The sequence below is a fragment of the Rhodoferax sp. GW821-FHT07F03 genome (assembly GCF_059418745.1).
The window spans coordinates 417,265-443,805 of record NZ_JBWKQM010000001.1; the positions used below are offsets into that span (position 1 = coordinate 417,265).

The following is a 26,541-nucleotide window of genomic DNA, read 5'->3' on the forward strand; positions in this document are numbered from 1 at the left end:
CATACGGCAAGCCTAAAAACGTGAATACGTTCTAAGGAACACTAGGCGCGGTTGCGCTGCTTTTCAAATGCGTCGCCGCCATGCCTGTGCATTTCCTGTGCCGCAACCTCACCAGCCACAGCCGGGTTGGCGTGTGAGAAGCCGGATGAACGGCACAAGAACCTGTTCATACTTACGCCCTGTGGCAGGCCGCATATTCAGAGCCTAGTCTGGACACGCCCCACAATACATACGCCAAGATATATGACCTGCATCCACGAGCACCTATGAGAGACCAGACGCTTTTCGACAAGATCGACCTCCATCTCATCAGGGTCCTCCATACCGTGCTCACCGAAAGCAGTGTTTCCCGTGCCGCCATCCGCCTGGGCATGACCCAGCCCGCGGTCAGTGCCGCCTTGAAGCGTCTGCGCGATCTGGCAGATGACCCCATTTTGGTGCGTTCCGGCTCTGGCATGGTGCCCACCGACGCCGGGTTGCGCATGCTCAACCCCAGTGTCAGCATCCTGCGGGCGGCCGAGGTGCTGTTCAGCGATGTGCGCGGATTCGAGCCCAAGACGGCCCAGAGCACCTTCCGCATTGCTGCCAGCGACTATTTGGACCCGCTATTTCTGCCCCAACTGGTGGCCCGTCTGAAATCCGAGGCCCCGCTGTGCACGGTGGAAATCCATAGCCTGTCGGGCCAGCTGGACTACCACGCCCACCTGGCGCAGGGTGAGCTGGACGTGGTGGTGGGCAATTGGAGTAGCCCGCCGGAAGACCTGCACATCGCCCGCCTGTTTGGCGACGAGGTGGTCAGCCTAGTCAGCTCCGACCACCCCGCCGTGCGCCGTGGCTGGGACCAGGCCACCTGGCTGGCAGCCGAGCACATTGCGCCCACACCGGTGTACCCGGGGGCCAAGGGGGTGATCGATGAGCACCTGGACAGCCTGGGCTTGCGGCGCAGTATTAACGCGCGCTGCGCGCATTTCGGGTTGATCCCGGCCATGGTGGCATCGAGCTTGCTGGTACTGACCACAGGACGCCAGTACTGCGAGCGCTATGCGGCGACGCTGCCGGTCAAGATATTGCCATGTCCCATCGCTTTCCCGCGCATGATGTACTACCAGCTATGGCATGCCCGCACCCACACCTCTGCCTCGGGCAAGTGGTTGCGTGCCTTGACCAAGTCGGTGGCTGCGTCGCTACGAAAAGCATAGCTGCTCGTGTACGATTACTCTGCGCTAGCGGCATTATTTTTATAAATCGAGATTCCCAAGGTATGGCCCCACCCAGACTGCAATTGACGAATATCACCAAGCGCTACCCGGCCGTGGTGGCCAATAGCGGCGTGTCGCTGGCGGTGCAGCCGGGCGAGGCCCATGCCGTGCTGGGCGAGAACGGCGCCGGCAAGTCCACGCTGATGAAGATCATCTACGGCTCGGTCAAGCCCGACGAAGGCACGGTGCTGTTCAACGGTCAGCCGGTGCACATCCGCAACCCGCAGGAAGCGCGGGCGCTGGGCATCAGCATGGTGTTCCAGCACTTCAGTCTGTTTGACACCCTCACCGTGGCCGAGAACGTGTGGCTGGGCCTGGACAAAAGCCTGAGCCTGGCCGAAGTCACCCAGCGCATCACCGCCAAGGCCAGCGCCTACGGCCTGGATATCGACCCCAGCCGCCCGGTGCATACCCTGAGCGTGGGCGAGATGCAGCGGGTGGAAATCATCCGCTCGCTGCTCACCAACCCGCAATTGCTGATCCTGGACGAGCCCACCTCGGTGCTGACGCCACAGGCGGTGGAGAAGCTGTTCGTGGTGCTCAAACAGCTGGTGTCCGAGGGCTGCAGCATTCTCTACATCAGCCACAAGCTGCATGAAATTCGTGAACTCTGCACCGCCTGCACCGTGCTGCGCGGCGGCAAGGTCACAGGCGTGTGCAACCCTACCGAGGAAAGCAACGCCTCGCTCAGCCGCCTGATGATTGGCGCCGAGCCACCCGCGTTGCAGCACCGCGATGTCAAAACCGGCCCCACGGTGCTGCGCGTGCGCGGCTTGCACTTGGCACGCGAAGACCAGTTTGGTGTGGACCTGGATGGCATCGACCTGGATGTGCGCGAGGGCGAGGTGGTCGGTATTGCTGGCGTCTCCGGTAACGGCCAGCGCGAGCTGCTGTACGCCTTGTCGGGCGAAGACGTGCGGGCCCGGCCCGACATGGTGCAGGTGTTTGGCCGCGACGTAGGCCAGATGGGCCCCGGCCCGCGCCGTGCCATGGGCGTGCATTTCGTGCCCGAGGAACGGCTCGGCCGTGGCGCTGTGCCCACCATGGGCCTGGCGCACAACCTATTGCTGACGCGCATCGACGCTGTGGCCGGCAGCGGCTGGATCAAGCTGGGCGCGCTGCAGGCCCAGGCCCAGGCCATCATCGACCGCTTCAAGGTCAAGGCTGGAGGGCCGAATGCGGCTGCCAAGTCCCTGTCGGGCGGCAACCTGCAGAAGTTCATTGTGGGCCGCGAGATCGATGCCAAGCCCAAGCTGTTGATCGTGTCCCAGCCCACCTGGGGGGTGGACGTGGGGGCTGCGGCGCAGATCCGCGGCGAGATTCTGGCGCTGCGCGATGCTGGTTGCGCGGTGCTGGTGGTCAGCGAAGAGCTGGACGAATTGTTTGAAATATGCGATCGCCTGCACGTGGTAGCCAAGGGGCGCTTGTCCCCGTCCATCCCGCGTGCGCAGGCCACCGTGGCCCAGATTGGAGAATGGATGAGTGGATTGTGGAATGCCCCGCCTGTGGTGGCTACGCCAGTGGCAGCGATGGCGGAGGTGGTCTATGTTCAAGCTTGAACCCCGCCCCCAGCCGTCCAAGTTCTGGGGCTACGGCTCGCCCATTCTGGCTCTGCTGATCACGGTGTTGATTGGCATTGCGCTGTTCGTTGTGCTGGGCAAAGACCCGGTCAAGGGTCTGCAGGTGTTTTTCTGGGAGCCGATCAAAAGCCCGTATGCGCTGGGCGAGTTGATGGTCAAGGCCGTGCCCTTGCTGTTGATTGCGCTGGGCCTGGCTGTGTGCTTTCGCTCCAACGTGTGGAATATCGGGGCCGAGGGCCAGTACCTGCTGGGTGCCATTTTTGCCGGTGGCGTGGCGCTGATGGCCGATAAGGGCAGCAGCACCTGGATCGTCGTGCCCATCTTGCTGGCCGGTGTGCTGGGCGGCATGGCCTGGGCCAGCGTCACGGCGGTGCTGCGCGACAAGTTCAATGCCAGCGAGATTCTGGTGAGCCTGATGCTGGTGTATGTGGCCGTGCTCATCCTGGGCTATATGGTGGATGGCCCCTGGAAAGACCCGATGGGGCATAACTTCCCGCAGTCCAAGAACTTTGAGGCCGTGACGCAGATCCCGCGCATCTGGAAGGGCTCTCGCGTCAGCATTGGGCTGTGGATGGCGCTGGCGGGCGTGGCGGTGCTGTGGGTGTTCCTGTTTCGCACACGCGCTGGTTTCGCACTGCAGGTGGGCGGGCTGGCGCCGGCCGCGGCGCGTTATGCCGGGTTTTCATCGCGCAAGGCTTTGTGGACGGCGCTGCTGGTCTCGGGCGCCACGGCTGGCTTGGCCGGCGCACTGGAGGTGGCCGGGCCGCTGGGCCAGCTGACGCCTTATGTGCCGGCGGGCTACGGTTTCGCGGCCATCATCGTGGCCTATGTGGGGCGGCTGCACCCGGTGGGCATGGTGTTCTCTGCCGTGCTGATGAGCATGTTCTACATCGGCGGTGAGCTGGCGCAGTCGCGCCTGGGCCTGCCCAAGTCGCTGACCGGGGTGTTCCAGGGCTTGCTGCTGTTTACCTTGCTGGGCTGCGATACCTTGATCGCATACCGCGTACGTTTGGGGCTCACCCGGATCGCCCACATTGCTACCGGGGGAGCGAAGTAATGGAATCGTATTTCTTGCTATTTGGCGACATGCTTAACGCCGGCACCGTGCTGGCCTTGGCGGCCCTGGGGCTGCTGATCAACGAGCGTGCGGGCATCGTCAACCTGGGGGCCGAGGGCATGATGCTGTGCGCGGCCATTGCCGGTTTTGCCACGGTGGTGCATACCGGCAACGACTGGCTGGGCTTTGCGGCGGGCATGGGCGCGGGCGCACTGCTGGCGGCGGTGTTTGGCGTGCTGGTAATTTGGCTCAACACCAACCAGTACGCCACCGGCCTGGCCTTGAGTCTGTTCGGTTCCGGCTTTTCGGCGTTTGTGGGCATCCAGTACGTGCAGGAAAAGCTGCCGGAGCGGGTGCAGTTCTCTGTGCCCTTGCTGGGCGACATTCCCTTGGTAGGGCCGGCGCTGTTCCGCCAGCATCCGCTGGTGTACGTGACCATGGCGCTGACCCTGGGCTTGATCTGGTTCCTGTACCGCACGCGCTCTGGCCTGGTGCTGCGCTCGGTGGGCGAGTCGCCCGAGTCGGCCCACGCGCTGGGCTATCCCGTGCGCCGCATCCGCTTCATGGCCGTGGTGGCCGGTGGCGCCATGTGCGGTCTGGCGGGTGCTTTTGTCTCACTGGTCTATACCCCGTTATGGGTTGAGGGCATGGTCGCCGGGCGCGGCTGGATTGCGCTGGCGCTCACCACTTTTGCCACCTGGCGGCCGGCCCGCGTGTTGCTGGGGGCCTACCTGTTTGGTGGCGTGACCATGCTGTCCTTCCATCTGCAGGGAACGGGGGTCAACGTGCCCAGCCAGTTCCTGAGCATGCTGCCCTATCTGGCTCCTATCGTGGTGCTGGCGCTGATCTCGCGCAACCCGGCGTGGATACGCATGAATATGCCCGCGTCGCTGGGGAAACCGTTTTTTCCCGGTTCATAATGTTTTGTTACTCTTTTTTCAACCCTGCCTGAAAGTGCTTTTGCCATGACTGACTTGAAGAAACGCTCCCTCATCCAACTCGCTGCCGCGTCCGCGGTGGCGGCAGCCCTGGCGGGTTGCGGCAAGAAGGAAGAGCCGGCACCTGCTGCCCCTGCGGCAGCCCCTGCTTCCGCGCCTGCGGCCGAGGCTGCACCCGCCAAGCCCGAGCCGCTGAAGGTCGCTTTTGCCTACCTGGGCCCCGTGGGCGATGGTGGCTGGACCTATGCACACGACCGTGGCCGCCTGGCGCTGGAAAAGGAACTGGGCGACAAGATCGTCACCAGCTACGTGGAAAACGTGCCCGAGTCCGCCGATGCCGAACGCGTGCTGCGCGACATGGCCGGCCAAGGCAACAAGCTGATCTTCGGCACCACCTTCGGCTACATGGAACCCATGCTGAAGGCCGCTGCCGACCTGAAGGATGTGAAGTTCGAGAACGCCACCAGCTACAAGACGGCTGACAACGTGCGCACCTACGACAGCCGCACCTACGAAGGCGCCTACATGGCCGGCATCATCGCGGGCAAGATGACCAAGACCAATGTGCTGGGCATCGTGGGCTCGGTGCCTATCCCTGAAGTGATCCGCAACATCAACAGCTTCACCCTGGGCGCGCAAAGCAGCAACCCCAAGATCAAGACCAAGGTGGTCTGGGTGAACGAATGGTTCAGCCCACCCAAGGAAACCGAAGCCGCCACCTCGCTGATCAACGGCGGCGCTGACATTCTGTTCCAGAACACCGACTCTTCCGCCGTGCTGAAGACCGCTGAAAGCAAGGGCAAGCGCGCCTTTGGCTGGGATTCGGACATGTCCGCCTATGGCCCCAAGGCCCATCTGGCATCCAGCATCATCAACTGGGGCCCGTACTACATCAAGGCCACCAAGGACGCTCTGGACGGCAAGTGGGCTACTGGCCAAGCTTGGTGGGGTGTGAAGGAAGGCGCGATTGATGTCGTGTCCATCGCCGATGACGTGCCAGCTGAAACCAAGGCCAAGATCGACGAAGTCAAGAAGGGCTTGGCCGACGGCAGCTTCGCCATCTGGAAGGGCCCCATCGTGGGCCAAGACGGCAAGGTGCTGGTCGCTAAGGACGCCGTGGCGGATGACGCCTTCCTGCAAGGCATCAACTTCTACGTGAAGGGTGTTGAGGGCAAGGTTCCAGGCGGAAAATAAGGCTCACCCCCAGGCTTGCGCACTGCGTGTCGCCGCCAACCCCCTTGCAGGGGGCAACACCAGCAGACCGGCGGAGCCGGATCTGCGGTGTTTCTGGAAGGGGCCTCGCTGCGCTGGCCTGGAGAAGAGGGCGGTTGCTGCCCCTTTGAAAGCCGCTCTTCGGAGCGGCTTTTTTATTGCGGCACAGTCTTTGCTGAATGGCTTGAAGATGATTGAAAAAACGCTTTGGCATCCGGTGGCCGCCAGTGAGGCGGTGGCGCAGCAGCCGCTGGGCGCTACTTTGCTGGACCAGCCGTTGGTGCTGTGGCGCGACGCGGCGGGTGGGGTGCATGCCTGGGCGGATCAGTGTCCGCACCGGGGTGCGCGGTTTTCGCTGGGCCAGGTGCGTGATGGCCGGTTGGAATGCCCGTACCACGGCTGGCAGTTCGCGGCCTCGGGGCAGTGTGTGCGTGTGCCGGCGTTGCCGGGCTTTGTGCCGCCAGCGGGGCATACTGCCACGGTCTTTGCGGCTTGCGAGCGCTATGGCCTGGTGTGGGTGCAGTTGCAGGCGCCTGCCTCACCGCAGGAGCTTGTACCATTTGCCGCCGAGTCCGATGCGCGGCTGCGCAAGCTGCTGTGCGGCCCGTACGACGTGGCGACCAGCGCGCCGCGCCTGGTCGAGAATTTTCTGGACATGTCGCACTTTGCCTTTGTGCACGAAGGCTGGCTGGGCACGCGCGAGGCATCGTCCATTGACGACTACAAGGTGGACAGCACGGCGCAGGGCCTGTGGGCCACGCAGTGCAAGGCCTGGCAGCCCCAATCCAGCTTGCAGGCCACCGGGCCGGCCCAGGTGGAGTACAGCTATGCGGTCGAGGCGCCCTATACGGCGGTACTCACCAAGCTGCCCGACCCGGCGCAGGTGGCGCTGCAGGACTACCGCGAGGCGATTGCAATGTTCATCTGCCCGCAGGGCCCCGAGCGCAGCCGGGTCTGGTTTAGACTGGCTTCCAATGACTGGAGCAGCACGGATGACGCCATGCGGGCCTTCCAGCACACCATCTTTACGCAGGACCAGCCGGTGCTGGAATCGCAAACGCCTAAGCGTCTGCCGCTGGACCTGCGGGCCGAGCTGCACACGGCTGCGGACAAAGCCTCGTCCGCCTACCGCCGCTATTTGAAAAACCTGGGCATTACTTTTGGAGTCTGTTGATGCACACCTTTACCGTACCCCCCATCGCCGCAGACCGTCTGCCCGCGCTGTTGCGCGCCATGCCCAAGGCCGAGCTGCATATGCACATCGAGGGCTCGCTGGAGCCTGAGCTGATCTTCGCCCTGGCGCAGCGCAACCAGGTGGCTATTCCCTACGCCAGCGTGGAAGAGCTGCGCCGTGCCTACGCCTTTACCAATCTGCAGAGCTTTCTGGACATTTACTACGCAGGCGCCAGCGTGCTGCTGACCGAGCAGGACTTCTACGACATGGCGCATGCCTATCTGGCCCGCGCCGCCGCCGACAACGTGGTGCATACCGAGATGTTTTTCGACCCCCAGACGCATACCGCGCGCGGCGTGCCCATCGAGGTGGTGATCAACGGCCTGCATCGCGCCTGCCAGGACGCGCACAAGCAGTGGGGGCTGAGCGCGGTGTTGATACTGTGCTTTCTGCGCCACCTCAGCGAGGCAGACGCGTTCGAGGTGCTGGAGCAGGCGCTGCCGTACCAGGACAAATTCGTCGGAGTGGGCCTGGACTCCAGCGAGCTGGGCCACCCGCCGGAGAAGTTCGCCCAGGTCTTCGCCAAGTGCCGGAGCCTGGGCCTGCGCCTGGTGGCTCACGCGGGCGAGGAGGGGCCGCCTGCCTATATCTGGAGCGCGCTGGATGTGCTCAAGGTCGAGCGCATCGACCACGGTGTGCAGTCCTTCCAGGATGCCCTGCTGATGCAGCGCCTGGCCAAGGACCGCATCCCGCTGACGGTGTGCCCGCTGTCCAACCAGAAGCTGTGCGTGTTCCCCAACCTGGCCGACCACAACCTGGGCCGCCTGCTCGATGCCGGCCTGGTGGCCACGGTGAACTCGGACGACCCGGCCTACTTTGGTGGCTACATCAATGAGAACTTCACCCAGACCTTTGCCGCCACCGGCCTGGGCGCGCAGCAGGCTTACCAGCTAGCGGCCAATAGCTTCGAGGCCAGCTTCATCGACGCCAGCCATAAGAAAGCCCTGACCGATCGCCTGCAAGCCTGCTTCACCGGCTTCTAGGCTGGTTGGAAAATTTATAGAAAATAGGCTGCTGGCGCAGATAGCACCTGCGCTAGCAGCTATTTTTTCTATAGTGAAATGATGGGCTGGGTTTCACATTCCTTTACATATTCGGCGCTGTTCTTTGTCATGGTTGCTGGCTAGCATGCCTAGCTTCGTAGACAACAAACCAGCCAGGAATGCCATGACGGATCCACGAGACTCCACCGAAGACTCTGTAACCACCAGCCCAGCACCCGAACTCAAGCGCCGCCACTTCCTGGGCGGCATGGCCACCGCCAGCGTGGGCGCCACGCTCACCGCCTGCGCAACTGACAGCATGCGTGGCGCTGGCGCCATGGAGAGCAGCGCGCTGGACAGCGCCTTGCAGAAAAACGTCAAAACCGTGGTCGTGATCTACGCTGAAAACCGCAGCTTCAACAACCTGTTTGCCAACTTCCCCGGTCTGGAAAAGCCCTTGTCGGCCCTGAAGCCTGGCGACTTCGCCCAGCGTGACCGCGACGGCAAGCTGCTGGGCAAGCTGCCGCAGACCTGGGGCGGCGTGGTGCAAGTGGGCACGCAGGTGGTCGAAGGTGTGACCTACGAGGCCGGCACGCAGTACCAGACCGACTTGCCGAACGCCCCGTATGCGCTCAAAGGCCCGCAGGGCGAGGCGTTGCCGCTGGGCCTGGTTACGCGCGACCTGATCCATGCCTTCTTTCACAACCAGATGCAGATCAACGGCGGCAAGAACGACGGCTTTGTGGCCTGGGGCGACGCGGGCGGCATCACCATGGGTTACTACGCCGACACCCGCTACAACCTGCGCCTGTGGGACATCGCACAGGAATTCGTGCTGTGCGACAACTTCTTCCAGGGCGCATTCGGCGGCTCCTTCCTGAACCACCAGTACCTGGTGACGGGCACCGTGCCCTTCTACCCGGACGTGATGAACTCGCCTGCCCGTACCCAGGTGGCCAGGTTGCAAAGCAGCGACCCGACCGACTACCGCTTGAAGCCCACCGAGAACAGCCCGGCCAGCGCCATGGATGGCCCGCCGAAGTTCGACCCCAATGCCCTTACGCCCGATGGCTACGCCGTGAACACCATGGCGCCACCGTATTGGCCTACCTGGTCGCGCGACAGCGCCCGGCCCGACTACGCCGAGCCCAACCAGCCCAGCGTGCTGGTGCCGCAGGTGCACCAGCACATTGGCGACAAGCTGGACAAGAAGGGCGTGGACTGGGCCTGGTACGCCGGCGCCTGGCAGGCCACGCTCGATCAGTTCAAGGACTCCAAGGGCATCCCCAAGATCCCCAACTTCCAGTACCACCACCAGCCGTTCAACTACTTCAAGAACCTCGGCCCCGAGAACCCCACAGCCCGCACCAAGCACCTGCGCGACGGCGGCCTGGGTGACGAGACGCGCACCAACCGCTTCTTTGCCGATATCGAGGCCGGCAAGCTGCCGCCAGTGACCTTCTACAAACCCCAGGGTAATCTGAACATGCATGCTGGCTATGCGGATGTGGCCAGCGGCGACCGCCACATCGCCCACGCCATCAAGCTGCTGCGCGCCAGCCCGCAGTGGGACAACATGGTGGTCGTCGTCACCGTGGACGAAAACGGCGGCTGGTGGGACCACGTGGCGCCACCCAAGGGCGACCGCTGGGGCCCGGGTACGCGCCTGCCGGCGATGGTGATTTCGCCTTTCGCCCGCAAGGGCACGGTGGACCACACCATTTACGACACCGGCTCCATCCTGCGCCTGATCACCCGCGTGTTCGGCCTGGAGAAGCTGGACGGGCTGAAGGAGCGCGATGACGCCATGGTCGCGCGCGGCCAGCAGCCCATGGGCGACATGACCAACGCCCTGCAATTCAAATCTTGATGAAATAGGCCGCTAGCGCAGGTACTACCTGCGCTAGCAGCTACTAAAACTGTAGTAAACGCCGGGGCGGCGTTCAGCTGCCTTCGAACAGGCCGCCCACGTTCAGGATGTCGTAGGCAATCTCGGGGTGCAGTTCCAGGCTGCGCTTGATGGCTGCCGGTATGGCCTGGCGCGTCTTGCGGCACAGGCCGGGCTGCTCGTGCACCAGGATCACGATGCCGCGCAGCGTGCGGACCTCGTTCGGGCTGCTGCTGATGCTCAGGCGTATGCCCACCTGCTGCTCCATCCGCTCTTCCATGCGCCGCAGGTCGCCCAGGCTGCTCAGGTTTTCCAGGCGCTGCACCAGGCGCTTTTCGTCCTCGCGCGTCAGGCGCAACACGCGCAGGTCGCCGTCGGGGCTTTGCAGCAGCGCGTCGCGCCCGCAATTGCAGGCGCCGGGCGGGCATTCGGTGCGGATGGGGAAGACGGGGTGCGCAACAGCCATGGTCAGCCGGATGGGAACAGGGCTCAGTGCCCGGCCTGCTGCAGGAACAGCTTGCCAACGCGCTGGAATTGCGCATTGCCAGACTGCTGCAGCAGGGCGCCGGTCTTCTCCAGGTAGGCCTTGGTGGCGGTCAGCGGCACTTTGGCCAGCCACTCCAGGGCTTCGGCCAGGCGGCCGCGCTCGGCCAGCATGCTGGCGTAGTTGAACTGCCCGCGAAAGTCGCCGCCCTGCGCGCCTTCCTGGTAGCAGAAGAAGGCGGCCTCCCGGTCCTGCTCCACCACCAGGCCATCCTCGTAGTAGCGGCCGATCTTGGTCATGGACTTGGCATGGCCCTGGTCGGCGGCCTGGCGGTACAGCTGCAGCGCGGCGGCGTGGTCTTGCGGCACGCTGTGGCCGGCGGCCAGCTGGTTGGCCAGGTTGTACAGGCCGGCGTCCAGACCGCGGCTGGCGGCTTTTTTGTACCAGGCGACAGCGCCAAACAGGTCGGGCGCCGTGCCCCAGCCGTTTTCCAGGCAACGCCCGGCCATGTTCATGCCCACGGGGTGGCCCTGGGCGGCGGATTTCAAAAACCATTGCACGGCCTGCGCGGCGTCCTTGTCCATGCCGTGGCCGTCCAGCAGCCACTGGCCCAGCGCGGCCTGGGCGGAGGCATGGCCCAGCTCGGCGGCGGCGCGTACCCAGGGCACGGCCTGGGCAGGTGGGCTGGCCAACACAGCCTGCCATTGGTCCGGGGGGAGGGTGTTCAGCTCATCCAGGCTTGTCGGAAGCGCATGGATAGAAGTCGATATCGGCATGTTGGAATACATCAAATGGCCTGAATTATGCGTAAGCTTGTCAGATATGAAAGCTTACCGCGCCGCTATTCTCCGTTTTGCCGACGACCAAACCGCCCTGTACGAGGAGGACGGCCTGCTGGTCGTCGGCCCCAACGCCCTGGGCACCTGGGTGGTGCAGGCCGTGGGCCCCTACCGTACGCTGGGACCCAAATACCCGGGATTGAGCGTGGAACACCTGCCTGGGCGCATCCTGGCGCCGGGTTTTGTGGACATGCACATCCACTATCCGCAGAGCGACATCATCGGCGCCCCAGCCGACGGCTTGCTGCCCTGGCTGGAGAACTACACTTTTCCCGCAGAAAAACGCTTTTCCTCGCCCGCCTATGCTGCGGAAGTAGCTGCGTTTTTCATAGCAGAACTGCTACGCAATGGGGTGACGACCGCGCTGGCATTCGCTACCTCGCACCCCAGCTCGGTGGATGCGCTGTTCACCGAGGCGCAAAGCCACCGCATGCGCCTGATGACCGGCAAGGTGCTGCAAGACCGCAATTCACCCGACGGCGTGCGCGACGAAACCGAGCAAAGCCTGATCGACACCGAAGACCTGCTGCAGCGTTGGCACGGCGTGGACCGCCTGGGCTATGCCATCACGCCGCGCTTTGCGCCCACCAGCTCGCCGGAGCAGCTGCGCGGAGCGGGCGAGTTGGCTGCGCGCTACCCGGATGTATGGGTGCAGTCGCATGTGGCCGAGAACCTGGGCGAGATCGCCTGGGTCAAGGAGCTGTTCCCGGATGCGCGCAGCTACCTGGAGGTGTACCAGGACTTCGGCCTGCTGCGCCCGCGTGCCGTGTACGCGCACTGCATTCACTTTGACGCCATCGACCGCGCGCTGATGCGCGATAGCGGCACCGTGGCCGCCGTCAGCCCGACCAGCAACCTGTTCCTGGGCAGTGGCTTTTTCGACTACGCCGAGGCGGACCGCGCGGGCTTCCGCTACGGCCTGGCCAGCGATGTGGGCGGCGGCACCAGCTTCAGCCCCTTCCACACCATGCGCGCTGCCTATTACGTGGGGAGAGAGGGGCAGACCAAGGCCGGCCTGTCCCTGGGCCCGCAGCAGCTGTGGTGGCAGCACACGGCGGGCGCCGCCGCCGCGCTGGGCCTGGGCGGGGTGGTGGGTAATCTGGCGGTGGGCTGCGAGGCCGATTTCCTGGTGCTGAACCCGCAGGCCACGCCGCTGCTGGCACGCAAGACCTCGCGGGCGCACAGCCTGGACGAGCTGCTGTTTGGCTGCATTATTCTGGGCGACGACCGTCTGGTGGAGCGCACGGTGATTTCGCAGGCGCTGTAGATTGCTTATGTCGATATAGCTATTAAGTTGATAGCATTCAAGGATGCCGCACGCTACAATCGCCGTTCACCGAAAGACATCTTTATGACAATCAAAAGCGACAAATGGATTCGCCGCATGGCCGAGCAACACGGCATGATCGAACCCTTTGAGCCCGGCCAGATCCGCGAGCGAGATGGCAACAAAATCATCAGCTACGGCACCAGCAGCTACGGCTACGACATCCGTTGCGCGCCCGAGTTCAAGGTCTTCACCAATATCCACAGCACCGTGGTGGACCCGAAGAACTTTGACGAAAAAAGCTTTGTCGATTTCTCTGGCGACAGCTGCATCATCCCGCCCAATAGCTTTGCATTGGCCCGCACGGTCGAATACTTCCGCATTCCGCGCAATGTGCTGACCATCTGCCTGGGTAAATCCACCTACGCGCGCTGCGGCATCATCGTTAACGTGACCCCTTTCGAACCCGAGTGGGAAGGCTATGTGACGCTGGAATTCAGCAACACCACGCCGCTGCCCGCCAAGATTTACGCTGGCGAAGGCTGTGCCCAGGTGCTGTTCTTCGAAAGCGACGAAGTCTGCGAGGTCAGCTACAAAGACCGTGGCGGCAAATACCAAGGCCAGGTGGGAGTGACCCTGCCCCGGGCCTGATTTTTGCTGGGCATTAGGCGAATCCAAGGAAAGAAACCACCATGTGCCAAATGCTCGCCATGAACTGCAATAGCAGCGCCAGCATCAACTTTTCGTTCACCGGCTTTTCCGCCCGGGGCGGCCAGACGGGTGAGCATGCAGATGGCTGGGGTATCGCCTTTTACGAGCGCACCGGCTGCCGCCTGTTCATCGACGACGGCCGGGCCAGCGACTCGCCGCTGGCCGACTTTGTGCGCAGCTATCCGATCAAATCCAAGTCCGTGCTGGCGCATATCCGCAAGGCTACGCAGGGCCAGATCACCCTGTCTAACTGCCACCCGTTCCAGCGTGAATGGCTGGGCCAGCACTGGGTGTTTTGCCACAACGGCGACCTGAAGAACTTCCACCCCGGCCTGGTGGGCAACTACCTGCCGGTGGGCACGACCGATAGCGAAAAAGCCTTTTGCTGGATGCTGCAGGAGCTGCGCAGCGTGTTCTGCGGCGCCTGCCCGCCCTGCTGGAAGCAGATCGCACCGGTGCTGGCCGGTTTGTCGCGCCGTATTTCAGACCATGGCGTGTTCAATTTCCTGCTGTCCAACGGCGAGGCCATGTACGCGCATTGCTCCACCAAGCTCAGCTGGGTGTCGCGTCAGCACCCGTTCCAGACCGCGCGCCTGGTCGATTGCGACATGACGCTGGACCTGCGTGAGGTCAACAGCGAAAGCGACCGCATGGTGCTGGTGGCCACCGAGCCGCTGACCACGGATGAGCCCTGGTCCAGCTTCGAGCCCGGCGAGCTGAAGGTCTTCGTGGAAGGCGCCCAGGTCTGGAGTAGTCTGCAGGAACCGGCTGACAGCAGTTACAGCACGGCCCGGCTGCTGCGCGGAGTGGCTGCGTGACGGTGGAGGGCGCAAAGCCTCGCCGTGTTCTGGATGTGCGCCACCTGGGCGTACGCTTTGAAACCAAGGAGCGCGTCGTGGATGCGGTGCGCGACCTGTCCTTCCATGTCAATGCGGGTGAAACCCTGGCCATCGTGGGCGAGTCGGGTTCGGGCAAGTCGGTATCTTCGCTGGCGCTGATGCGTCTGGTGGAAAACGGCGGCGGCCGTATCGTCAGCGGTCAAATGGATTTCCACCGGCGCGACGGCTCGGTGCTGGATCTGGCCCGGGCCAGCCCGGCCACCATGCGGCGCATCCGTGGGGCTGAGATGGCCATGGTGTTCCAGGAGCCCATGACCTCGCTGAACCCAGTGTTCCCGGTGGGTGAGCAGATCGCCGAGTCGATCCGCCTGCACCAGGGTCTGGCCCGCGCAGCGGCCCGTGCCGAGGCCTTGCGCATGCTGGACCTGGTGCGTATCCCTGAGGCTAAAAATGTACTGGACCGCTTTCCGCACCAGCTGTCAGGTGGCATGCGCCAGCGCGTGATGATTGCCATGGCCCTGTCCTGCAAACCCAGTCTGCTGATTGCCGACGAACCCACCACGGCGCTGGATGTGACCATCCAGGCCCAGGTGCTGGCCATCATCCGCATGCTGCAGGAAGAGATGCAGATGGGCGTGGTCTTCATCACCCACGACATGGGCGTGGTGGCCGAGATGGCTGACCGCGTGCTGGTGATGTACCGTGGCGACCCGGTGGAAGAGGGCGACTGCGCCGCCCTGTTTGCTGCCCCTCAACAAGCCTATACCAAAGCCTTGCTGGCGGCCGTGCCTACGCTGGGCGCCATGCATGGCACCGACACGCCAGCCAAGTTTCCGCTGCTGGACGCCGATGCTTCCGCTGTGCTGGACCAGCCGCTGCCGGACACCGTGCAACGCCAGGCGCCACCGGTGCTGCGCGTGCAGGCGCTGACCACGCGCTTCCCGGTGCGTACCGGTGTGCTGGGCCGGGTGACGCGCCAGGTCTGCGCGGTGGAGCAGGTCAGCTTCAGCCTGCAGCCGGGCGAAACCCTGGCCCTGGTGGGCGAGTCGGGCTGTGGCAAGTCCACCACCGGGCGCTCGCTGGCGCGGCTGGTGGAGTTCAATGCCGGCAGCGTGGACGTGGCCGGGCGCGCGATTGCGCCGCTACAGGGCCGCGCGCTGCAGGCCTTGCGGCGCGACGTGCAGTTCATTTTTCAAGACCCATTCGCCTCGCTGGACCCTCGGCTCACCGTGGGCTTTGCCATCATGGAGCCGCTGCTGGTGCACGGCGTGGCCCAAGGTGCGCAGGCCGAGCAGCGCGTGACCGAGCTGCTGCAGCGTGTGGGCCTGCCCGCCAGCGCGGCCCAGCGGTATCCGCATGAATTCTCTGGCGGCCAGCGCCAGCGCATCGCGATTGCGCGGGCCCTGGCGTTGAACCCCAAGGTGGTGATTGCCGACGAGGCCGTGTCGGCGCTGGACGTATCGATACGCGCGCAGATCGTGAACCTGATGCTGGACTTGCAGCGCGAATTTGGCATCGCCTTTTTGTTCATCTCGCACGATATGGCGGTAGTGGAGCGCATCAGCCACCGCGTGGCGGTGATGTACCTGGGCCAGATCGTCGAGATCGGCCCACGCCGCGCCGTGTTCGAGAACCCGCAGCACGCCTACACCCGCCGCCTGATGTCGGCGGTGCCAGTAGCCGACCCGGCGCGCCGACGCGGCAAGCGTGAGCTGCTGGTGGGCGACATCCCCAGTCCGATTCGCGCGCTGGGCGATTTGCCGCAGGTAGAACCCCTGCTGGAGGTGGGGCCGGGCCATTTTGTGGCACGGCACAAGGTAGGTGGTGTCTACTAGATAGTTTGGTACCCGGTAGCCGGGATTTTTGGTAACTTTGGAGTATTCGCATGAAACCCCGTTTGACGAAACTGTCTGTAGCGCTGGCCTTGTCGGCCGCCTTTGTGTCCCACGCATACGCTGCCAAAGATGTGGTGGTGGCGGTGTTCTCCAACTTCACCACCATGGACCCGTACGACTCGCAGGACACCTTGTCGCAAGCGGTCGCCAAGTCCTTCTACCAGGGCCTGATGGGCTTTGATAAAAGCATGAAGATGGGCCCCGTGCTGGCCGAGAGCTATACCGCCAGTAAGGACGGCCTGACGTACACCTTCAAGCTGAAGAAGGGCATCAAGTTCCAGGACGGTACGGACTTCAACGCCGAAGCCGTCAAGATCAATTTCGACCGCGTCACCAACCCCGACAACAAGCTCAAGCGCTACGGCCTGTACAAGAACATCACCAAGACCGAGGCGGTGGACGCCAGCACGGTGCGCTTCACGCTCAAGGAACCGTTCTCGGCTTTTGTGAACACCCTGGCGCACCCGTCGGCCGTCATCATTTCGCCCGCTGCCTTGCAGAAGTTTGGCAAGGACATTGGCCGCAACCCCGTGGGTACCGGCCCGTTCAAGTTTGTGGAATGGAAGCAGACCGACTACATCAAGGTCGAGAAGTTTGGCGGCTACTGGCGCAAGGGCTACCCCAAGGTGGACACCATCACCTGGCGCCCCGTGGTGGACAACAATTCGCGTGCCGCCATGATGCAGACCGGCGAAGCCAACTTCACCTACCCCGTGCCGCCTGAGCAGTCGGAGCAGCTCAAGAGCAAACCGAACCTGGAAGTGACGGTCACCCCGTCCATCGTGCAACGTTACATCTCGCTGAACACGCAGCAAAAGCCGTTCGACAACCCCAAGGTGCGCGAAGCGCTGAACTACGCCATCAACAAGGAAGCCCTGGTCAAGGTGGTGTTCGGCGGTTATGCCATCCCCTCCGAAGGCGTGGTGCCCAAGGATGTGGCCTATTCCACCAAGCTCGGTCCCTGGCCCTACAACCCCGTCAAGGCGCGCGAGCTGTTGAAGGAGGCTGGCTACCCGAACGGCTTTGAAACCACGCTGTGGTCGGCTTACAACCACAGCACCGGCCAGAAGCTGATCCAGTTCATCCAGCAGCAACTTAGCGTGGTGGGCGTGAAGGCCCAGGTGCTGGCGCTGGAAGCGGGTCAACGGGTGGAGCGCGTGGAAAGCTGGCAAGACCCGGCCACGGCTCCGGTGCGCATGTACTACGTGGGCTGGTCTTCGTCTACCGGCGAGGCCGACTGGGCGATGCGCCCCCTGCTGGCGTCGGAGTCCTTCCCGCCCAAGGCATTCAACACCGCGTACTACAAGAACGACGCGGTCGATGCCGACATCGCCAAGGCCTTGGCCACGGTGGACACCACCGAAAAAGCCAAGCTCTACGCCAGTGCCCAGCAGCAAATCTGGAAGGACGCACCCTGGATTTTCCTGGCCACCGAGCAGTTGCTGTCGGCCCGCACCAAGAACCTGAATGGCTTCTACATGATGCCAGACCAGTCCTTCAACTTCGATGAAGTCGAGCTGAAGTAAGCCGCTTGCCTTTGACGACATGCTGAATTTCATCCTCAAACGCCTGCTGGGCCTGCTGCCCACTTTGTTGATCGTGGCGGCCCTGGTGTTCCTGTTCGTGCATCTGCTGCCGGGTGACCCGGCGCGGCTGGCGGCCGGACCCGAGGCGGGCGAGGAGGTGGTTCAGATGATCCGCAAAGATCTGGGGCTGGACCTGCCCCTGCACCAGCAGTTTGTGCGCTTCATGGGCAATGCGCTGCAGGGCGATTTCGGTATTTCGCTGCGCAGCAAGCGCCCGGTGTCTACCGAGATTGCCGAGCGCTTCATGCCCACCTTCTGGCTCACCGTGGCGGCCATGGGCTGGTCGGTGCTGCTGGGCCTGGTGATCGGTACGGTGTCTGCCGTATGGCGCAACAAATGGCCGGACCGGCTGGGCATGACCCTGGCCATCACCGGTATTTCCTTCCCGTCGTTCGCGCTGGGCATGCTGCTGATGGAGGTGTTCTCCGTTCAGCTGGGTTGGTTGCCCACAGTGGGGGCGGATTCATGGCGGCATTACATCTTGCCGTCGCTGACGCTGGGTGCCGGCGTGGCGGCGGTGATGGCGCGCTTTACCCGGTCGTCTTTCATCGACATCCTGAAGGAAGATTATGTGCGCACCGCCCGCGCCAAAGGGCTGAACGAGTTTGTGGTGGTGGTCAAGCACAGCCTGCGCAACGCGTTGATCCCAGTGGTCACCATGATGGGCCTGCAGTTCGGCTTCTTGCTGGGCGGCTCGATCGTGGTGGAGAAGGTTTTCAACTGGCCGGGCATGGGCCGACTGCTGGTGGACTCGGTGGAGATGCGTGACTTCCCGGTGATCCAGGCCGAGGTGCTGCTGTTTTCGCTGGAGTTCATTTTGATCAATCTGGTGGTGGACGTGCTGTATGCCGTGATCAATCCAGCGATACGCTACAAATAATATAGCTACTTGTGATGACTCCATCTGCGTCAGAGCCCCAAAAGACCCAAGAGCGTGTACGCACCCCGTGGACCGAGTTCTGGCGCAAATTCCAGGGCCAGCGCCTGGCTTTGGTGGCCGGCGGCTTTGTGCTTGCGCTGGTGCTGGTTGCCGTACTGGCCCCCTGGCTGGTGCCGTATGACGCCGAGAATTATTTCGACTACGACGCCCTGAACGCCACGCCTTCGGCTGCGCACTGGTTCGGTGTGGACCCTCTGGGCCGTGACATCTTCAGCCGCATCCTGATGGGCGCTCGCATCTCGCTGGCTGCGGGCTTTATCTCGGTGGCGGTGGGCGCCCTGGTGGGCACCGTGCTGGGTCTGCTGGCCGGCTACTACGAGGGCTGGTGGGACCGCATCGTGATGCGTATATCGGACGTGCTGTTTGCCTTCCCCGGCATCTTGCTGGCGATTGGCATCGTGGCCATTTTGGGTAGCGGCATGGTGAACGTGATTCTGGCCACCGCCGTCTTTAGCGTGCCCGCGTTTGCGCGCCTGGTGCGTGGCAATACCTTGGCGCTCAAGCACCTGACCTATATCGAAGCCGTGCGCTCCATCGGCGCGTCCGACTGGACCATCATCACCCGCCACATCTTTCCGGGAACCATCTCGTCGGTGGTGGTGTACTTCACCATGCGCATCGGTACCTCCATCATCACGGCGGCCAGTCTGTCCTTTCTAGGCCTGGGCGCGCAGCCGCCCACGCCCGAGTGGGGCGCCATGCTGAACGAGGCCCGCGCCGACATGATGAGCGCGCCGCATATCGCGCTATTCCCCAGCCTGGCCATCTTCTTCACCGTGTTGGCGTTCAATCTGCTGGGTGATGGCCTGCGCGACGCGCTGGACCCCAAGCTGGACAATTGAGCCCCGTGTTCGAATCGCCGCGCATTGGTGATCTGCCCAGTGGGCCGCTGGACAGCATCGCCGACGTGGCCGGTGTGCAGGTCGGCCACTGCACCCTGGCCCAGGGCGGCATACAAACCGGCGTGACCGTGTTGCGCACCCATGGCCAAGACCCGTTCATGCACAAGACGCCGGCCGGGCTGGCGGTGATCAACGGCTTCGGTAAAAGCATGGGGCTGCTGCAAGTGCAGGAGCTGGGTGTGCTGGAGTCGCCCATTGCCCTGACGAATACCTTTGCCGTGGGCCGCGTGGCTACGGCGATCACCCGGCTGGCGGTGGCGGATAACCCTGGCATTGGTCGCGGCCTGCCCACGGTGAACCCGTTGGTGCTGGAGTGCAATGACGGCTATCTGAACGATTTGCAGGCTTTTGCTGTGGACGAGGCACATTTTCTGCAAGCCTATGCGGCATGCAGCACGCAGTTCGCCCAGGGGGCGGTGGGCGCGGGTCGGGGCATGAGCTGTGTTGAACTCAAGGGTGGCATAGGCTCGGCCTCGCGCATCGCCGCGACGACCGCCGGGCCGTTTACCTTGGGCGCCTTGGTGCTGGCCAATTTTGGCCGGCTGGAGGCCTTGACCCTGGCTGGGCGTCGCATCGGCCCGCTGCTGGTGCAGCGCCTGAAAGCAGGCCCGGCAGTACCCGAGTTGGGCTCCATCATCATGTTGCTGGCGTCGGATGCGCCTTTGGATGCGCGCCAACTGCGGCGGCTGGCGGTGCGCGCCAGTGCCGGCTTGGCCCGCACGGGCTCGGACTTTGGCCATGGCAGCGGTGATATCGCGCTGGCTTTTTCTACGGCTTATACCGTGCCGCAGCAGGATGTGGGGCATTTGCGCGCCCAGCCCTTGCTGCACGAGAGTTCAATGGATGCCTTGTTTGAGGCTGCAGCCCAGGTGACCGAGCAGGCCATCGTGCACGCGCTCTTTGAGGCAAAAACCGTGCTGGGGCACGAAGGACGTGCGCGAGCAGCTATCAGAGATATAGCGCCCGACTGGCGGGCGCTGGTCTCCCACTAGGATGTGTAGACCATGAGAGTTTTGATTTCAGTAGATATCGAGGGTGTGGCCGGCGTATTCCACGCCGAGCAGACCCGTGCCGGCAATACCGAGTACGAGCGGGCCCGCCGTTTGATGACCGAGGAGGCGAATGCGGCGATACGCGGCGCTTTTGCGGGCGGCGCGACCACGGTGCTGGTGAACGATTCGCACGGCGGCTTCCGCAACTTGCTGCCCGACCTATTGGACCCGCGCGCCCAGGTGGTGCTGGGCAAGCCGCGCGTGCTGGGCATGATGGGGGGGCTGGAGCAGGGCTGCGACGGCGTGTTCATGGTGGGCTACCACGCGCGTTCGCAAAGCCGCGGTGTGTTGGCGCACACCATCAACAGCTTCGCGTTTGCACGTGTGTGGCTGCAGGGCCAGGAGCTGGGCGAGGCTGGCCTGTACGGTGCGCTTGCGGCAGAGCAGGGCGTGCCCGTGCTGCTGGCCAGCGGTGACGACGTGTTCAAGGCCGAGACCGAGCCGCTGTTTCCGGGCGCACGCTTTGTGGTGACCAAAACCGCCCAGGGGCACGCAAGTGGAGTGTCCTTGTCGCCGTCGGCGGCCTGCGGGGCCATCGAGACGGCGGCGCGCGAAGCGGTGGCCGGTGTACATATACCGCCTGTGCGCACAGTGGACGCTCCGGTGCAGTGCCGTTTGCAGACCCAGGGCCCGGGCCTGGCCGACCTGTTTGCCGTTTTGCCCGGTATCGAGCGGGTGGATGGCGTCACTCTCGAGTTCACCGGCCCCAGTGTGCAGCATGTGGTGCGCACGCTGAACAGCTTGTCGGCCATGTCGGTCATGCTGCGTTAGACGGGAGTGGAGGGGGGTAACTGGCGGATGCTGTCGATGGCGCTCTGTAGGTCTTGTACGGCACGCTCGCGGCTCTCTGCGTCGAGCTTTTCCAGGTCTACAGCCAAGCGCAGCCCGGGATAACGCTGGTGCAGTGCGTCCGCTGCACTTTGTGTCGGGGCTATGTCACGCAATACAAAGCAGCGGATTTCATGCGAAATGCCCTTTGCTGCGATCGGTTCGCGTTCTTCGGCCTCAAATTCGTCTTTCACCAGCGCATAGGTTTCGTACGACAGCATAACGTTGTCTGGCTCGCCGTTTTGCTCCAGGCGGGCGGCGAGGTTGACTTCGTTACCTATGACGGTGTAGTCCATGCGTTGTTCGCTGCCGAAGTTGCCCACGTGGCAAAAGCCGGTGTTGATGCCAATGCGCACTTGGAACGGATGGCTATAGCCCTTGTCGCGCCAGATGTCGCGTAGCGCATGCATGCGCCGCTGCATGGCAACCGCCATGCGCACACACTGTAAGGCGTCTTCCTGTACGCCACGGGTCTCGGGGTCGCCGAAAAAGATCAGCATCGCGTCGCCCACGAATTTGTCGATGGTGGCGCCATGCTCCAGCGCAATCTTGGACATTTCCGAGAAATAGCTGTTCAGAAAGTAAGTCAGGTCCTCAGGCTGCATGCCTTCGGCAGTTTGGGTGAAGTCCTTGATGTCCGAAAAGAAGATGGTCAGCTTCTTGCGCACCGCCTGGATGGACACATCTTGGGCGCCCTCAAAAATCGATTTGTAGACCTGGGGCGACAGGTAGCGAGACAGCTTCTGTGACAGTGAATGCAGCATGGCCGTACGCACATTCAGTGCAATATGGTTGTGCACGCGGGCCAGCAGGATGGGCGGGCAGATGGGCTTGGTGATGTAGTCCACCGCACCCAGCTCGAAGCCTTTTTCTTCGGCCTCGTCATCCGACTTGGCCGTGAGAAATATCACCGGTATGTTGCGCGTGGCTGGGTTGGCCTTGAGCCGGCGGCATACTTCGTAGCCGTCGATCTGGGGCATCATGATGTCCAGCAGTATCAGGTCTGGTGGTGTGTTCGAGGCGGCGATGGCCAGGCCTTTTTCGCCATGGTTCACTACCTTCACCCGGTAGCTGTCCTTTAGCAATGCGGCCATCAGGGTGAGGTTGTCCGCGGTGTCGTCTATGACCAGCACGGTTGGCTTTTCAGTGAATCCCAATATGTTCATGGAGCGTTTTGTAGAAAACCACTGTCTGTCGAATTGTTTGTGTAAACATGGCTGCGCGGAAGAATCGTACATCGCATGTAAATCGCATTGCTACCTGCACGGTACCATCGTGCTCCGAAACATGGAGATAGCGTATGAAATGGGAAGGCAACCGCGAGTCCGATAACGTGGAAGACCGCCGCGACGCCGGCGATGGCGGTTCCGGCGGTGGCATGCTGGGCGGCCGCAGCATTGGTATTGGCACGATTGTGATTGCCTTGCTGGGCGGCTGGGTCCTGGGGGTGAATCCCTTGACCATCTTAGGACTGCTCAGTGGCGGTGGTACACCGTCTGGCCAAGTGCAGCAGGTGCCAGCCCACCGCCCACCCAAGGACGATCAGATGGCTAAGTTCGTATCCGTGGTGCTGGCCGATACCGAGGACGTCTGGACCGAGGTCTTCAGTAAGAACGGCAACCACTACATTGCGCCCAAGCTGGTGCTGTTTCGCAACGCAACGCCTACGGCCTGCGGCAAGGGGCAGACGGCTATGGGGCCGTTTTACTGCCCGGGCGACCAAAAGGTGTATATCGATCTGGCTTTCTATGAAACCCTGCGCACCCGACTGGGCGCTCCGGGGGAGTTTGCCCAGGCCTATGTGATCGCCCACGAAGTGGGACACCACGTGCAAAATCTGCTGGGCATCAGCGAAAAGATGGACCAGGCGCGTGGCAAAGTCAGCCAAGTCCAATACAACGCCCTGAGCGTGCGCCTGGAATTGCAAGCTGATTGTTTTGCTGGTGTATGGGCCCACCACGCGCGCGATGCCCGCAAAATGCTGGAAGACGGAGATATCGAATCGGCGATGAATGCTGCTTCCAAGATCGGTGACGACGCTCTGCAGCGCGCCAATGGGGGCGAAGTGGTGCCAGATAGCTTCACCCATGGCACCAGTGCCCAACGCCAGCGGTGGTTCAGCATGGGCTTACAGACCGGCGCAGTGAAGTCCTGCGATACCTTCAGCGTCCGCCAGTTGTGATGTTTGACGGCCTTTGGTAGCCCCGGTGCAGGCCTGTTGTGCGTTACGCGCTATAATTTGAAGGCTTTGCATCCTGCAAGGCGCACGTTGGCTGAAATTCCATCTACCAACGCAAGTTAAACATAACGGATATACACATGATCGCATCCTCTATCAAGGCCGAAGTTGTCAAGGCCAACGCACGTAGCGCAACGGACACCGGCAGCCCAGAAGTGCAAGTTGCACTGCTGACCGCTCGCATCAACGAACTGACCCCTCACTTCAAGACCCACGCCAAGGACCACCATGGTCGTCGCGGTCTGCTGCGTATGGTGAGCCGTCGCCGCAAGCTGTTGGATTACCTGAACGCCAAGGACCATGACCGTTATGCAGCTTTGATTGCTAAGCTCGGTCTGCGTAAGTAAGTCGGATACCCAATGCATAAGCGCCTGAGTTAGTTCACTAGCTCAGGCGTTTTTGTTTGTTTTTGCCCCCAGAGTCCAACCGCAGAGTACGCGCTGTGTCATTCCATAAGAGCCATGTAGCTGGTTGTTATGGAATGGCATCGTATAGCTGAGGTTCTCTGGCCTTTTCAGCCCGGGTTGGGTTGTTGTCACAAGCCGGCCTTGCAAACGGCCGCGATCCAAGGATAGACCCCTCGGGTTCTGTTTTTCTTCCAGGAGACCAAAGATGACCATGTTCAAAAAAGTAACTAAGACCTTCCAATGGGGTAGCCATACCGTCACCATGGAAACTGGCGAAATCGCTCGCCAATCCAGCGGCGCCGTGCTGCTGGATATGGACGGCACCGTGGTGTTGGCCACGGTGGTTGCCAAAACTGAAGGCAAAGCCGGCCAGGATTTCTTCCCGCTGACAGTGGATTACCTGGAAAAGACCTACGCTGCGGGCAAGATCCCCGGCAGCTTTTTCAAGCGTGAAGGCCGCCCCAGTGAGTTCGAAACCCTGACCAGCCGCCTGATCGACCGCCCGATCCGCCCGCTGTTCCCTGAAGGTTTCTTCAACGAAGTGCACGTGGTCGTGCACACCCTGTCGTTGAATCCTGAAGTGGATGCTGATATTGCTGCCTTGATCGCTACCAGCGCGGCTTTGTCCGTCAGTGGTGTGCCATTCAGCGGCCCGATTGGTGCGGCCCGCGTGGGTTACGTCAACGGCGAATATGTGCTGAACCCAGGTCAGACGGCTCGTAAAGACTCCATCATGGATCTGGTGGTGGCGGGTACCGAAGCTGCTGTGCTGATGGTGGAATCCGAAGCCATGCAACTCAGCGAAGAAATCATGCTGGGCGCTGTGGTGTTTGGCCATGAGCAGGGCAATATCGCCATCAACGCCATCCATGAACTGGTGCGTGATGCTGGCAAGCCGGTGTGGGACTGGAAGGCACCTGCCAAGGATGAGCCGCTGATCGCCAAGGTCGGCGCGTTGGCCGGTGACAAGCTGAACGCTGCCTACCAAATCCGTAACAAACAAGCTCGTACCCAGGCCTGCCGCGCTGCGTACGCCGAAGTCATGGCCGCCTTGAAGGCCGATGGCGCGGCTTTCGACAGCGTTGCTGTGGAAGGTATGCTGTTCGATATCGAAGCCAAGATCGTGCGTAGCCAGATTCTGGCTGGCGAGCCCCGCATCGATGGCCGTGACACGCGTACCGTGCGTGCGATTGAAATTCGCAACAGCGTGTTGCCCCGCACCCATGGCTCGGCCTTGTTCACTCGCGGTGAAACCCAGGCGTTGGTCGTCACCACGCTGGGCACTGAGCGCGATGCACAGCGTATCGATGCTTTGGCCGGTGAGTACGAAGACCGTTTCATGTTGCACTACAACATGCCTCCGTTTGCCACCGGCGAAACCGGTCGCGTGGGTACGCCGAAACGCCGCGAAATCGGCCACGGCCGTCTAGCCAAGCGCGCTCTGGTCGCTGTGCTGCCGAGCAAGGAAGACTTCCCCTATACCATGCGCGTGGTGTCGGAAATCACCGAATCGAACGGTTCGTCGTCGATGGCTTCGGTCTGCGGCGGCTGCTTGTCGCTGATGGACGCCGGTGTGCCGATGAAGGCCCACGTGGCTGGTATCGCCATGGGTCTGATCAAGGACGGTAACCGTTTTGCCGTACTGACCGATATTTTGGGTGACGAAGATCACCTGGGCGATATGGACTTCAAGGTCGCAGGTACCACCAACGGTATTACCGCGCTGCAGATGGACATCAAGATCCAGGGCATCACCAAGGAAATCATGCAGGTCGCGCTGGCGCAAGCCAAGGAGGCTCGCCTGCACATCCTGGGCAAGATGATGGACGCCATGTCCGAAGCCAAGACCGAGGTGTCTACCTTTGCGCCCCGTTTGTTCACCATGAAAATCAATCCGGAAAAAATCCGCGACGTGATCGGCAAGGGCGGTGCGGTGATCCGTGCTCTGACCGAAGAAACCGGCACCCAGATCAACATCGAAGAAGACGGCACCATCACCATCGCTTCCAGTGATCCAGCCAAGGCCGAAGAAGCCAAGCGCCGTATCGAGCAGATCACGGCCGAAGTTGAAATCGGCAAGGTTTACGAAGGTCCGATCACCAAGATTTTGGACTTTGGTGCGCTGGTTAATTTGCTGCCTGGCAAGGACGGTTTGCTGCACATCAGCCAGATCGCCCACGAGCGTGTGGAAAAGGTGTCTGACTATCTGACCGAAGGCCAGATCATCAAGGTTAAGGTGATGGAAACGGACGAAAAAGGCCGCATCAAGCTGTCAATGAAGGCCTTGTTGGACCGTCCGGCGCCAGCTGCCTATAACCCAGAAGCCCAGCACTGATCTGGTGTGTGGTGGTCGCATTCCAATGCGGCCACCTGCCGGAGGTGGGGCCTTTCCTTGTATTAA

The 26,541-nt window shown here is 62.5% G+C and carries 23 protein-coding genes; 20 read left to right on the forward strand and 3 right to left on the reverse strand.

Features of this window, described 5'->3' with window-relative positions; translation table 11 throughout:
• Positions 1 to 266 precede the first annotated feature (266 nt).
• The 8 genes from AC07R0_RS01855 to AC07R0_RS01890 all read left to right on the forward strand — a co-directional run bounded on the left by AC07R0_RS01855 (position 267) and on the right by AC07R0_RS01890 (position 10,133).
• Positions 267 to 1,199, forward strand: coding sequence for a LysR family transcriptional regulator (locus AC07R0_RS01855; RefSeq protein WP_495103557.1), 933 nt, complete (start codon positions 267 to 269; stop codon positions 1,197 to 1,199).
• Between the two features lie 62 nt (positions 1,200 to 1,261).
• Positions 1,262 to 2,818: an ABC transporter ATP-binding protein gene (locus tag AC07R0_RS01860; RefSeq protein WP_495103558.1), complete on the forward strand. Its 1,557-nt coding sequence runs from the start codon at positions 1,262 to 1,264 to the stop codon at positions 2,816 to 2,818.
• Positions 2,805 to 3,896, forward strand: coding sequence for an ABC transporter permease (locus AC07R0_RS01865; protein WP_495103559.1), 1,092 nt, complete (start codon positions 2,805 to 2,807; stop codon positions 3,894 to 3,896). Before AC07R0_RS01860 ends, AC07R0_RS01865 begins: the two co-directional genes overlap by 14 nt.
• On the forward strand, positions 3,896 to 4,816 hold the full coding sequence (locus AC07R0_RS01870) for an ABC transporter permease (protein ID WP_495103560.1): 921 nt from the start codon (positions 3,896 to 3,898) through the stop codon (positions 4,814 to 4,816). Before AC07R0_RS01865 ends, AC07R0_RS01870 begins: the two co-directional genes overlap by 1 nt.
• 45 nt (positions 4,817 to 4,861) lie before the next feature.
• Positions 4,862 to 6,028 carry a BMP family ABC transporter substrate-binding protein gene (locus AC07R0_RS01875; protein WP_495097349.1) on the forward strand — a complete coding sequence of 389 codons (1,167 nt, stop codon included), beginning with the start codon at positions 4,862 to 4,864 and terminating at the stop codon, positions 6,026 to 6,028.
• Positions 6,029 to 6,236: 208 nt separating this feature from the next.
• Positions 6,237 to 7,220, forward strand: coding sequence for an aromatic ring-hydroxylating dioxygenase subunit alpha (locus AC07R0_RS01880; RefSeq protein ID WP_495103561.1), 984 nt, complete (start codon positions 6,237 to 6,239; stop codon positions 7,218 to 7,220).
• Positions 7,220 to 8,263, forward strand: a complete 1,044-nt coding sequence (locus tag AC07R0_RS01885) for an adenosine deaminase (RefSeq protein WP_495103562.1) — start codon at positions 7,220 to 7,222, stop codon at positions 8,261 to 8,263. The genes AC07R0_RS01880 and AC07R0_RS01885 overlap by 1 nt, the downstream gene beginning before the upstream one ends.
• A 184-nt stretch (positions 8,264 to 8,447) precedes the next feature.
• On the forward strand, positions 8,448 to 10,133 hold the full coding sequence (locus tag AC07R0_RS01890) for an acid phosphatase (protein WP_495103563.1): 1,686 nt from the start codon (positions 8,448 to 8,450) through the stop codon (positions 10,131 to 10,133).
• A 73-nt stretch (positions 10,134 to 10,206) separates the two neighbouring features.
• On the opposite strand, the gene AC07R0_RS01895 is transcribed toward AC07R0_RS01890, so the two are convergent.
• Together AC07R0_RS01895 and AC07R0_RS01900 are read right to left on the reverse strand one after the other, a co-directional pair.
• Positions 10,207 to 10,617, reverse strand: coding sequence for a hypothetical protein (locus AC07R0_RS01895; RefSeq protein ID WP_495103564.1), 411 nt, complete (start codon positions 10,615 to 10,617; stop codon positions 10,207 to 10,209).
• A 23-nt stretch (positions 10,618 to 10,640) separates the two neighbouring features.
• Complete coding sequence (locus AC07R0_RS01900) at positions 10,641 to 11,411, reverse strand: tetratricopeptide repeat protein (protein WP_495103565.1); 771 nt, start codon at positions 11,409 to 11,411, stop codon at positions 10,641 to 10,643.
• 46 nt (positions 11,412 to 11,457) lie between these two features.
• Here AC07R0_RS01900 and guaD point away from each other — a divergent pair, with 46 nt between their 5' ends.
• From guaD to AC07R0_RS01945, 9 genes are all read left to right on the forward strand, one after another.
• Positions 11,458 to 12,741 carry a guanine deaminase gene (guaD, locus tag AC07R0_RS01905; RefSeq protein ID WP_495103566.1) on the forward strand — a complete coding sequence of 428 codons (1,284 nt, stop codon included), beginning with the start codon at positions 11,458 to 11,460 and terminating at the stop codon, positions 12,739 to 12,741.
• An 84-nt stretch (positions 12,742 to 12,825) separates the two neighbouring features.
• Positions 12,826 to 13,392, forward strand: coding sequence for a dCTP deaminase (dcd, locus tag AC07R0_RS01910; protein WP_495097342.1), 567 nt, complete (start codon positions 12,826 to 12,828; stop codon positions 13,390 to 13,392).
• A gap of 41 nt (positions 13,393 to 13,433) precedes the next feature.
• Positions 13,434 to 14,270, forward strand: coding sequence for a class II glutamine amidotransferase (locus AC07R0_RS01915; RefSeq protein WP_495103567.1), 837 nt, complete (start codon positions 13,434 to 13,436; stop codon positions 14,268 to 14,270).
• Positions 14,267 to 16,126: a dipeptide ABC transporter ATP-binding protein gene (locus tag AC07R0_RS01920; protein ID WP_495103568.1), complete on the forward strand. Its 1,860-nt coding sequence runs from the start codon at positions 14,267 to 14,269 to the stop codon at positions 16,124 to 16,126. The genes AC07R0_RS01915 and AC07R0_RS01920 overlap by 4 nt, the downstream gene beginning before the upstream one ends.
• 50 nt (positions 16,127 to 16,176) lie before the next feature.
• Complete coding sequence (gsiB, locus tag AC07R0_RS01925; protein WP_495097339.1) at positions 16,177 to 17,712, forward strand: glutathione ABC transporter substrate-binding protein GsiB; 1,536 nt, start codon at positions 16,177 to 16,179, stop codon at positions 17,710 to 17,712.
• A gap of 19 nt (positions 17,713 to 17,731) precedes the next feature.
• Positions 17,732 to 18,652, forward strand: coding sequence for a glutathione ABC transporter permease GsiC (gsiC, locus tag AC07R0_RS01930; RefSeq protein WP_495103569.1), 921 nt, complete (start codon positions 17,732 to 17,734; stop codon positions 18,650 to 18,652).
• A 14-nt stretch (positions 18,653 to 18,666) separates the two neighbouring features.
• Complete coding sequence (gene gsiD, locus AC07R0_RS01935) at positions 18,667 to 19,554, forward strand: glutathione ABC transporter permease GsiD (RefSeq protein WP_495103570.1); 888 nt, start codon at positions 18,667 to 18,669, stop codon at positions 19,552 to 19,554.
• A gap of 5 nt (positions 19,555 to 19,559) precedes the next feature.
• Positions 19,560 to 20,606 (forward strand): DmpA family aminopeptidase, encoded by a 1,047-nt coding sequence (locus tag AC07R0_RS01940; protein ID WP_495103571.1) that lies wholly within the window; start codon positions 19,560 to 19,562, stop codon positions 20,604 to 20,606.
• A gap of 12 nt (positions 20,607 to 20,618) precedes the next feature.
• The gene (locus AC07R0_RS01945) at positions 20,619 to 21,437 is read left to right on the forward strand and encodes a M55 family metallopeptidase (protein ID WP_495103572.1); all 819 of its coding nucleotides are present in this window, start codon (positions 20,619 to 20,621) and stop codon (positions 21,435 to 21,437) included.
• Here the strand turns inward: AC07R0_RS01945 and AC07R0_RS01950 are convergent.
• Positions 21,434 to 22,660: an adenylate/guanylate cyclase domain-containing protein gene (locus tag AC07R0_RS01950; protein ID WP_495097335.1), complete on the reverse strand. Its 1,227-nt coding sequence runs from the start codon at positions 22,658 to 22,660 to the stop codon at positions 21,434 to 21,436. The genes AC07R0_RS01945 and AC07R0_RS01950 overlap by 4 nt on opposite strands.
• A gap of 134 nt (positions 22,661 to 22,794) precedes the next feature.
• Between AC07R0_RS01950 and ypfJ the strand changes: the two genes are divergently transcribed.
• From ypfJ to pnp, 3 genes are all read left to right on the forward strand, one after another.
• Complete coding sequence (gene ypfJ, locus AC07R0_RS01955; protein ID WP_495103573.1) at positions 22,795 to 23,676, forward strand: KPN_02809 family neutral zinc metallopeptidase; 882 nt, start codon at positions 22,795 to 22,797, stop codon at positions 23,674 to 23,676.
• A gap of 137 nt (positions 23,677 to 23,813) precedes the next feature.
• Positions 23,814 to 24,080, forward strand: coding sequence for a 30S ribosomal protein S15 (gene rpsO / locus AC07R0_RS01960; RefSeq protein ID WP_495097333.1), 267 nt, complete (start codon positions 23,814 to 23,816; stop codon positions 24,078 to 24,080).
• A 265-nt stretch (positions 24,081 to 24,345) separates the two neighbouring features.
• Positions 24,346 to 26,475 carry a polyribonucleotide nucleotidyltransferase gene (gene pnp / locus AC07R0_RS01965; protein ID WP_495103574.1) on the forward strand — a complete coding sequence of 710 codons (2,130 nt, stop codon included), beginning with the start codon at positions 24,346 to 24,348 and terminating at the stop codon, positions 26,473 to 26,475.
• The last annotated feature ends 66 nt before the right edge of the window (positions 26,476 to 26,541 follow it).

Coding starts and splice junctions, on each gene's coding strand:
- AC07R0_RS01855 (WP_495103557.1), top strand. CDS start 267: ATGAGAGACCAGACGCTTTTCGACAAGATCGACCTCCATCTCATCAGG.
- AC07R0_RS01860 (WP_495103558.1), top strand. CDS start 1,262: ATGGCCCCACCCAGACTGCAATTGACGAATATCACCAAGCGCTACCCG.
- AC07R0_RS01865 (WP_495103559.1), top strand. CDS start 2,805: ATGTTCAAGCTTGAACCCCGCCCCCAGCCGTCCAAGTTCTGGGGCTAC.
- AC07R0_RS01870 (WP_495103560.1), top strand. CDS start 3,896: ATGGAATCGTATTTCTTGCTATTTGGCGACATGCTTAACGCCGGCACC.
- AC07R0_RS01875 (WP_495097349.1), top strand. CDS start 4,862: ATGACTGACTTGAAGAAACGCTCCCTCATCCAACTCGCTGCCGCGTCC.
- AC07R0_RS01880 (WP_495103561.1), top strand. CDS start 6,237: ATGATTGAAAAAACGCTTTGGCATCCGGTGGCCGCCAGTGAGGCGGTG.
- AC07R0_RS01885 (WP_495103562.1), top strand. CDS start 7,220: ATGCACACCTTTACCGTACCCCCCATCGCCGCAGACCGTCTGCCCGCG.
- AC07R0_RS01890 (WP_495103563.1), top strand. CDS start 8,448: ATGACGGATCCACGAGACTCCACCGAAGACTCTGTAACCACCAGCCCA.
- AC07R0_RS01895 (WP_495103564.1), bottom strand. CDS start 10,617: ATGGCTGTTGCGCACCCCGTCTTCCCCATCCGCACCGAATGCCCGCCC.
- AC07R0_RS01900 (WP_495103565.1), bottom strand. CDS start 11,411: ATGCCGATATCGACTTCTATCCATGCGCTTCCGACAAGCCTGGATGAG.
- guaD (WP_495103566.1), top strand. CDS start 11,458: ATGAAAGCTTACCGCGCCGCTATTCTCCGTTTTGCCGACGACCAAACC.
- dcd (WP_495097342.1), top strand. CDS start 12,826: ATGACAATCAAAAGCGACAAATGGATTCGCCGCATGGCCGAGCAACAC.
- AC07R0_RS01915 (WP_495103567.1), top strand. CDS start 13,434: ATGTGCCAAATGCTCGCCATGAACTGCAATAGCAGCGCCAGCATCAAC.
- gsiB (WP_495097339.1), top strand. CDS start 16,177: ATGAAACCCCGTTTGACGAAACTGTCTGTAGCGCTGGCCTTGTCGGCC.
- gsiC (WP_495103569.1), top strand. CDS start 17,732: ATGCTGAATTTCATCCTCAAACGCCTGCTGGGCCTGCTGCCCACTTTG.
- gsiD (WP_495103570.1), top strand. CDS start 18,667: ATGACTCCATCTGCGTCAGAGCCCCAAAAGACCCAAGAGCGTGTACGC.
- AC07R0_RS01945 (WP_495103572.1), top strand. CDS start 20,619: ATGAGAGTTTTGATTTCAGTAGATATCGAGGGTGTGGCCGGCGTATTC.
- AC07R0_RS01950 (WP_495097335.1), bottom strand. CDS start 22,660: ATGAACATATTGGGATTCACTGAAAAGCCAACCGTGCTGGTCATAGAC.
- ypfJ (WP_495103573.1), top strand. CDS start 22,795: ATGAAATGGGAAGGCAACCGCGAGTCCGATAACGTGGAAGACCGCCGC.
- rpsO (WP_495097333.1), top strand. CDS start 23,814: ATGATCGCATCCTCTATCAAGGCCGAAGTTGTCAAGGCCAACGCACGT.
- pnp (WP_495103574.1), top strand. CDS start 24,346: ATGACCATGTTCAAAAAAGTAACTAAGACCTTCCAATGGGGTAGCCAT.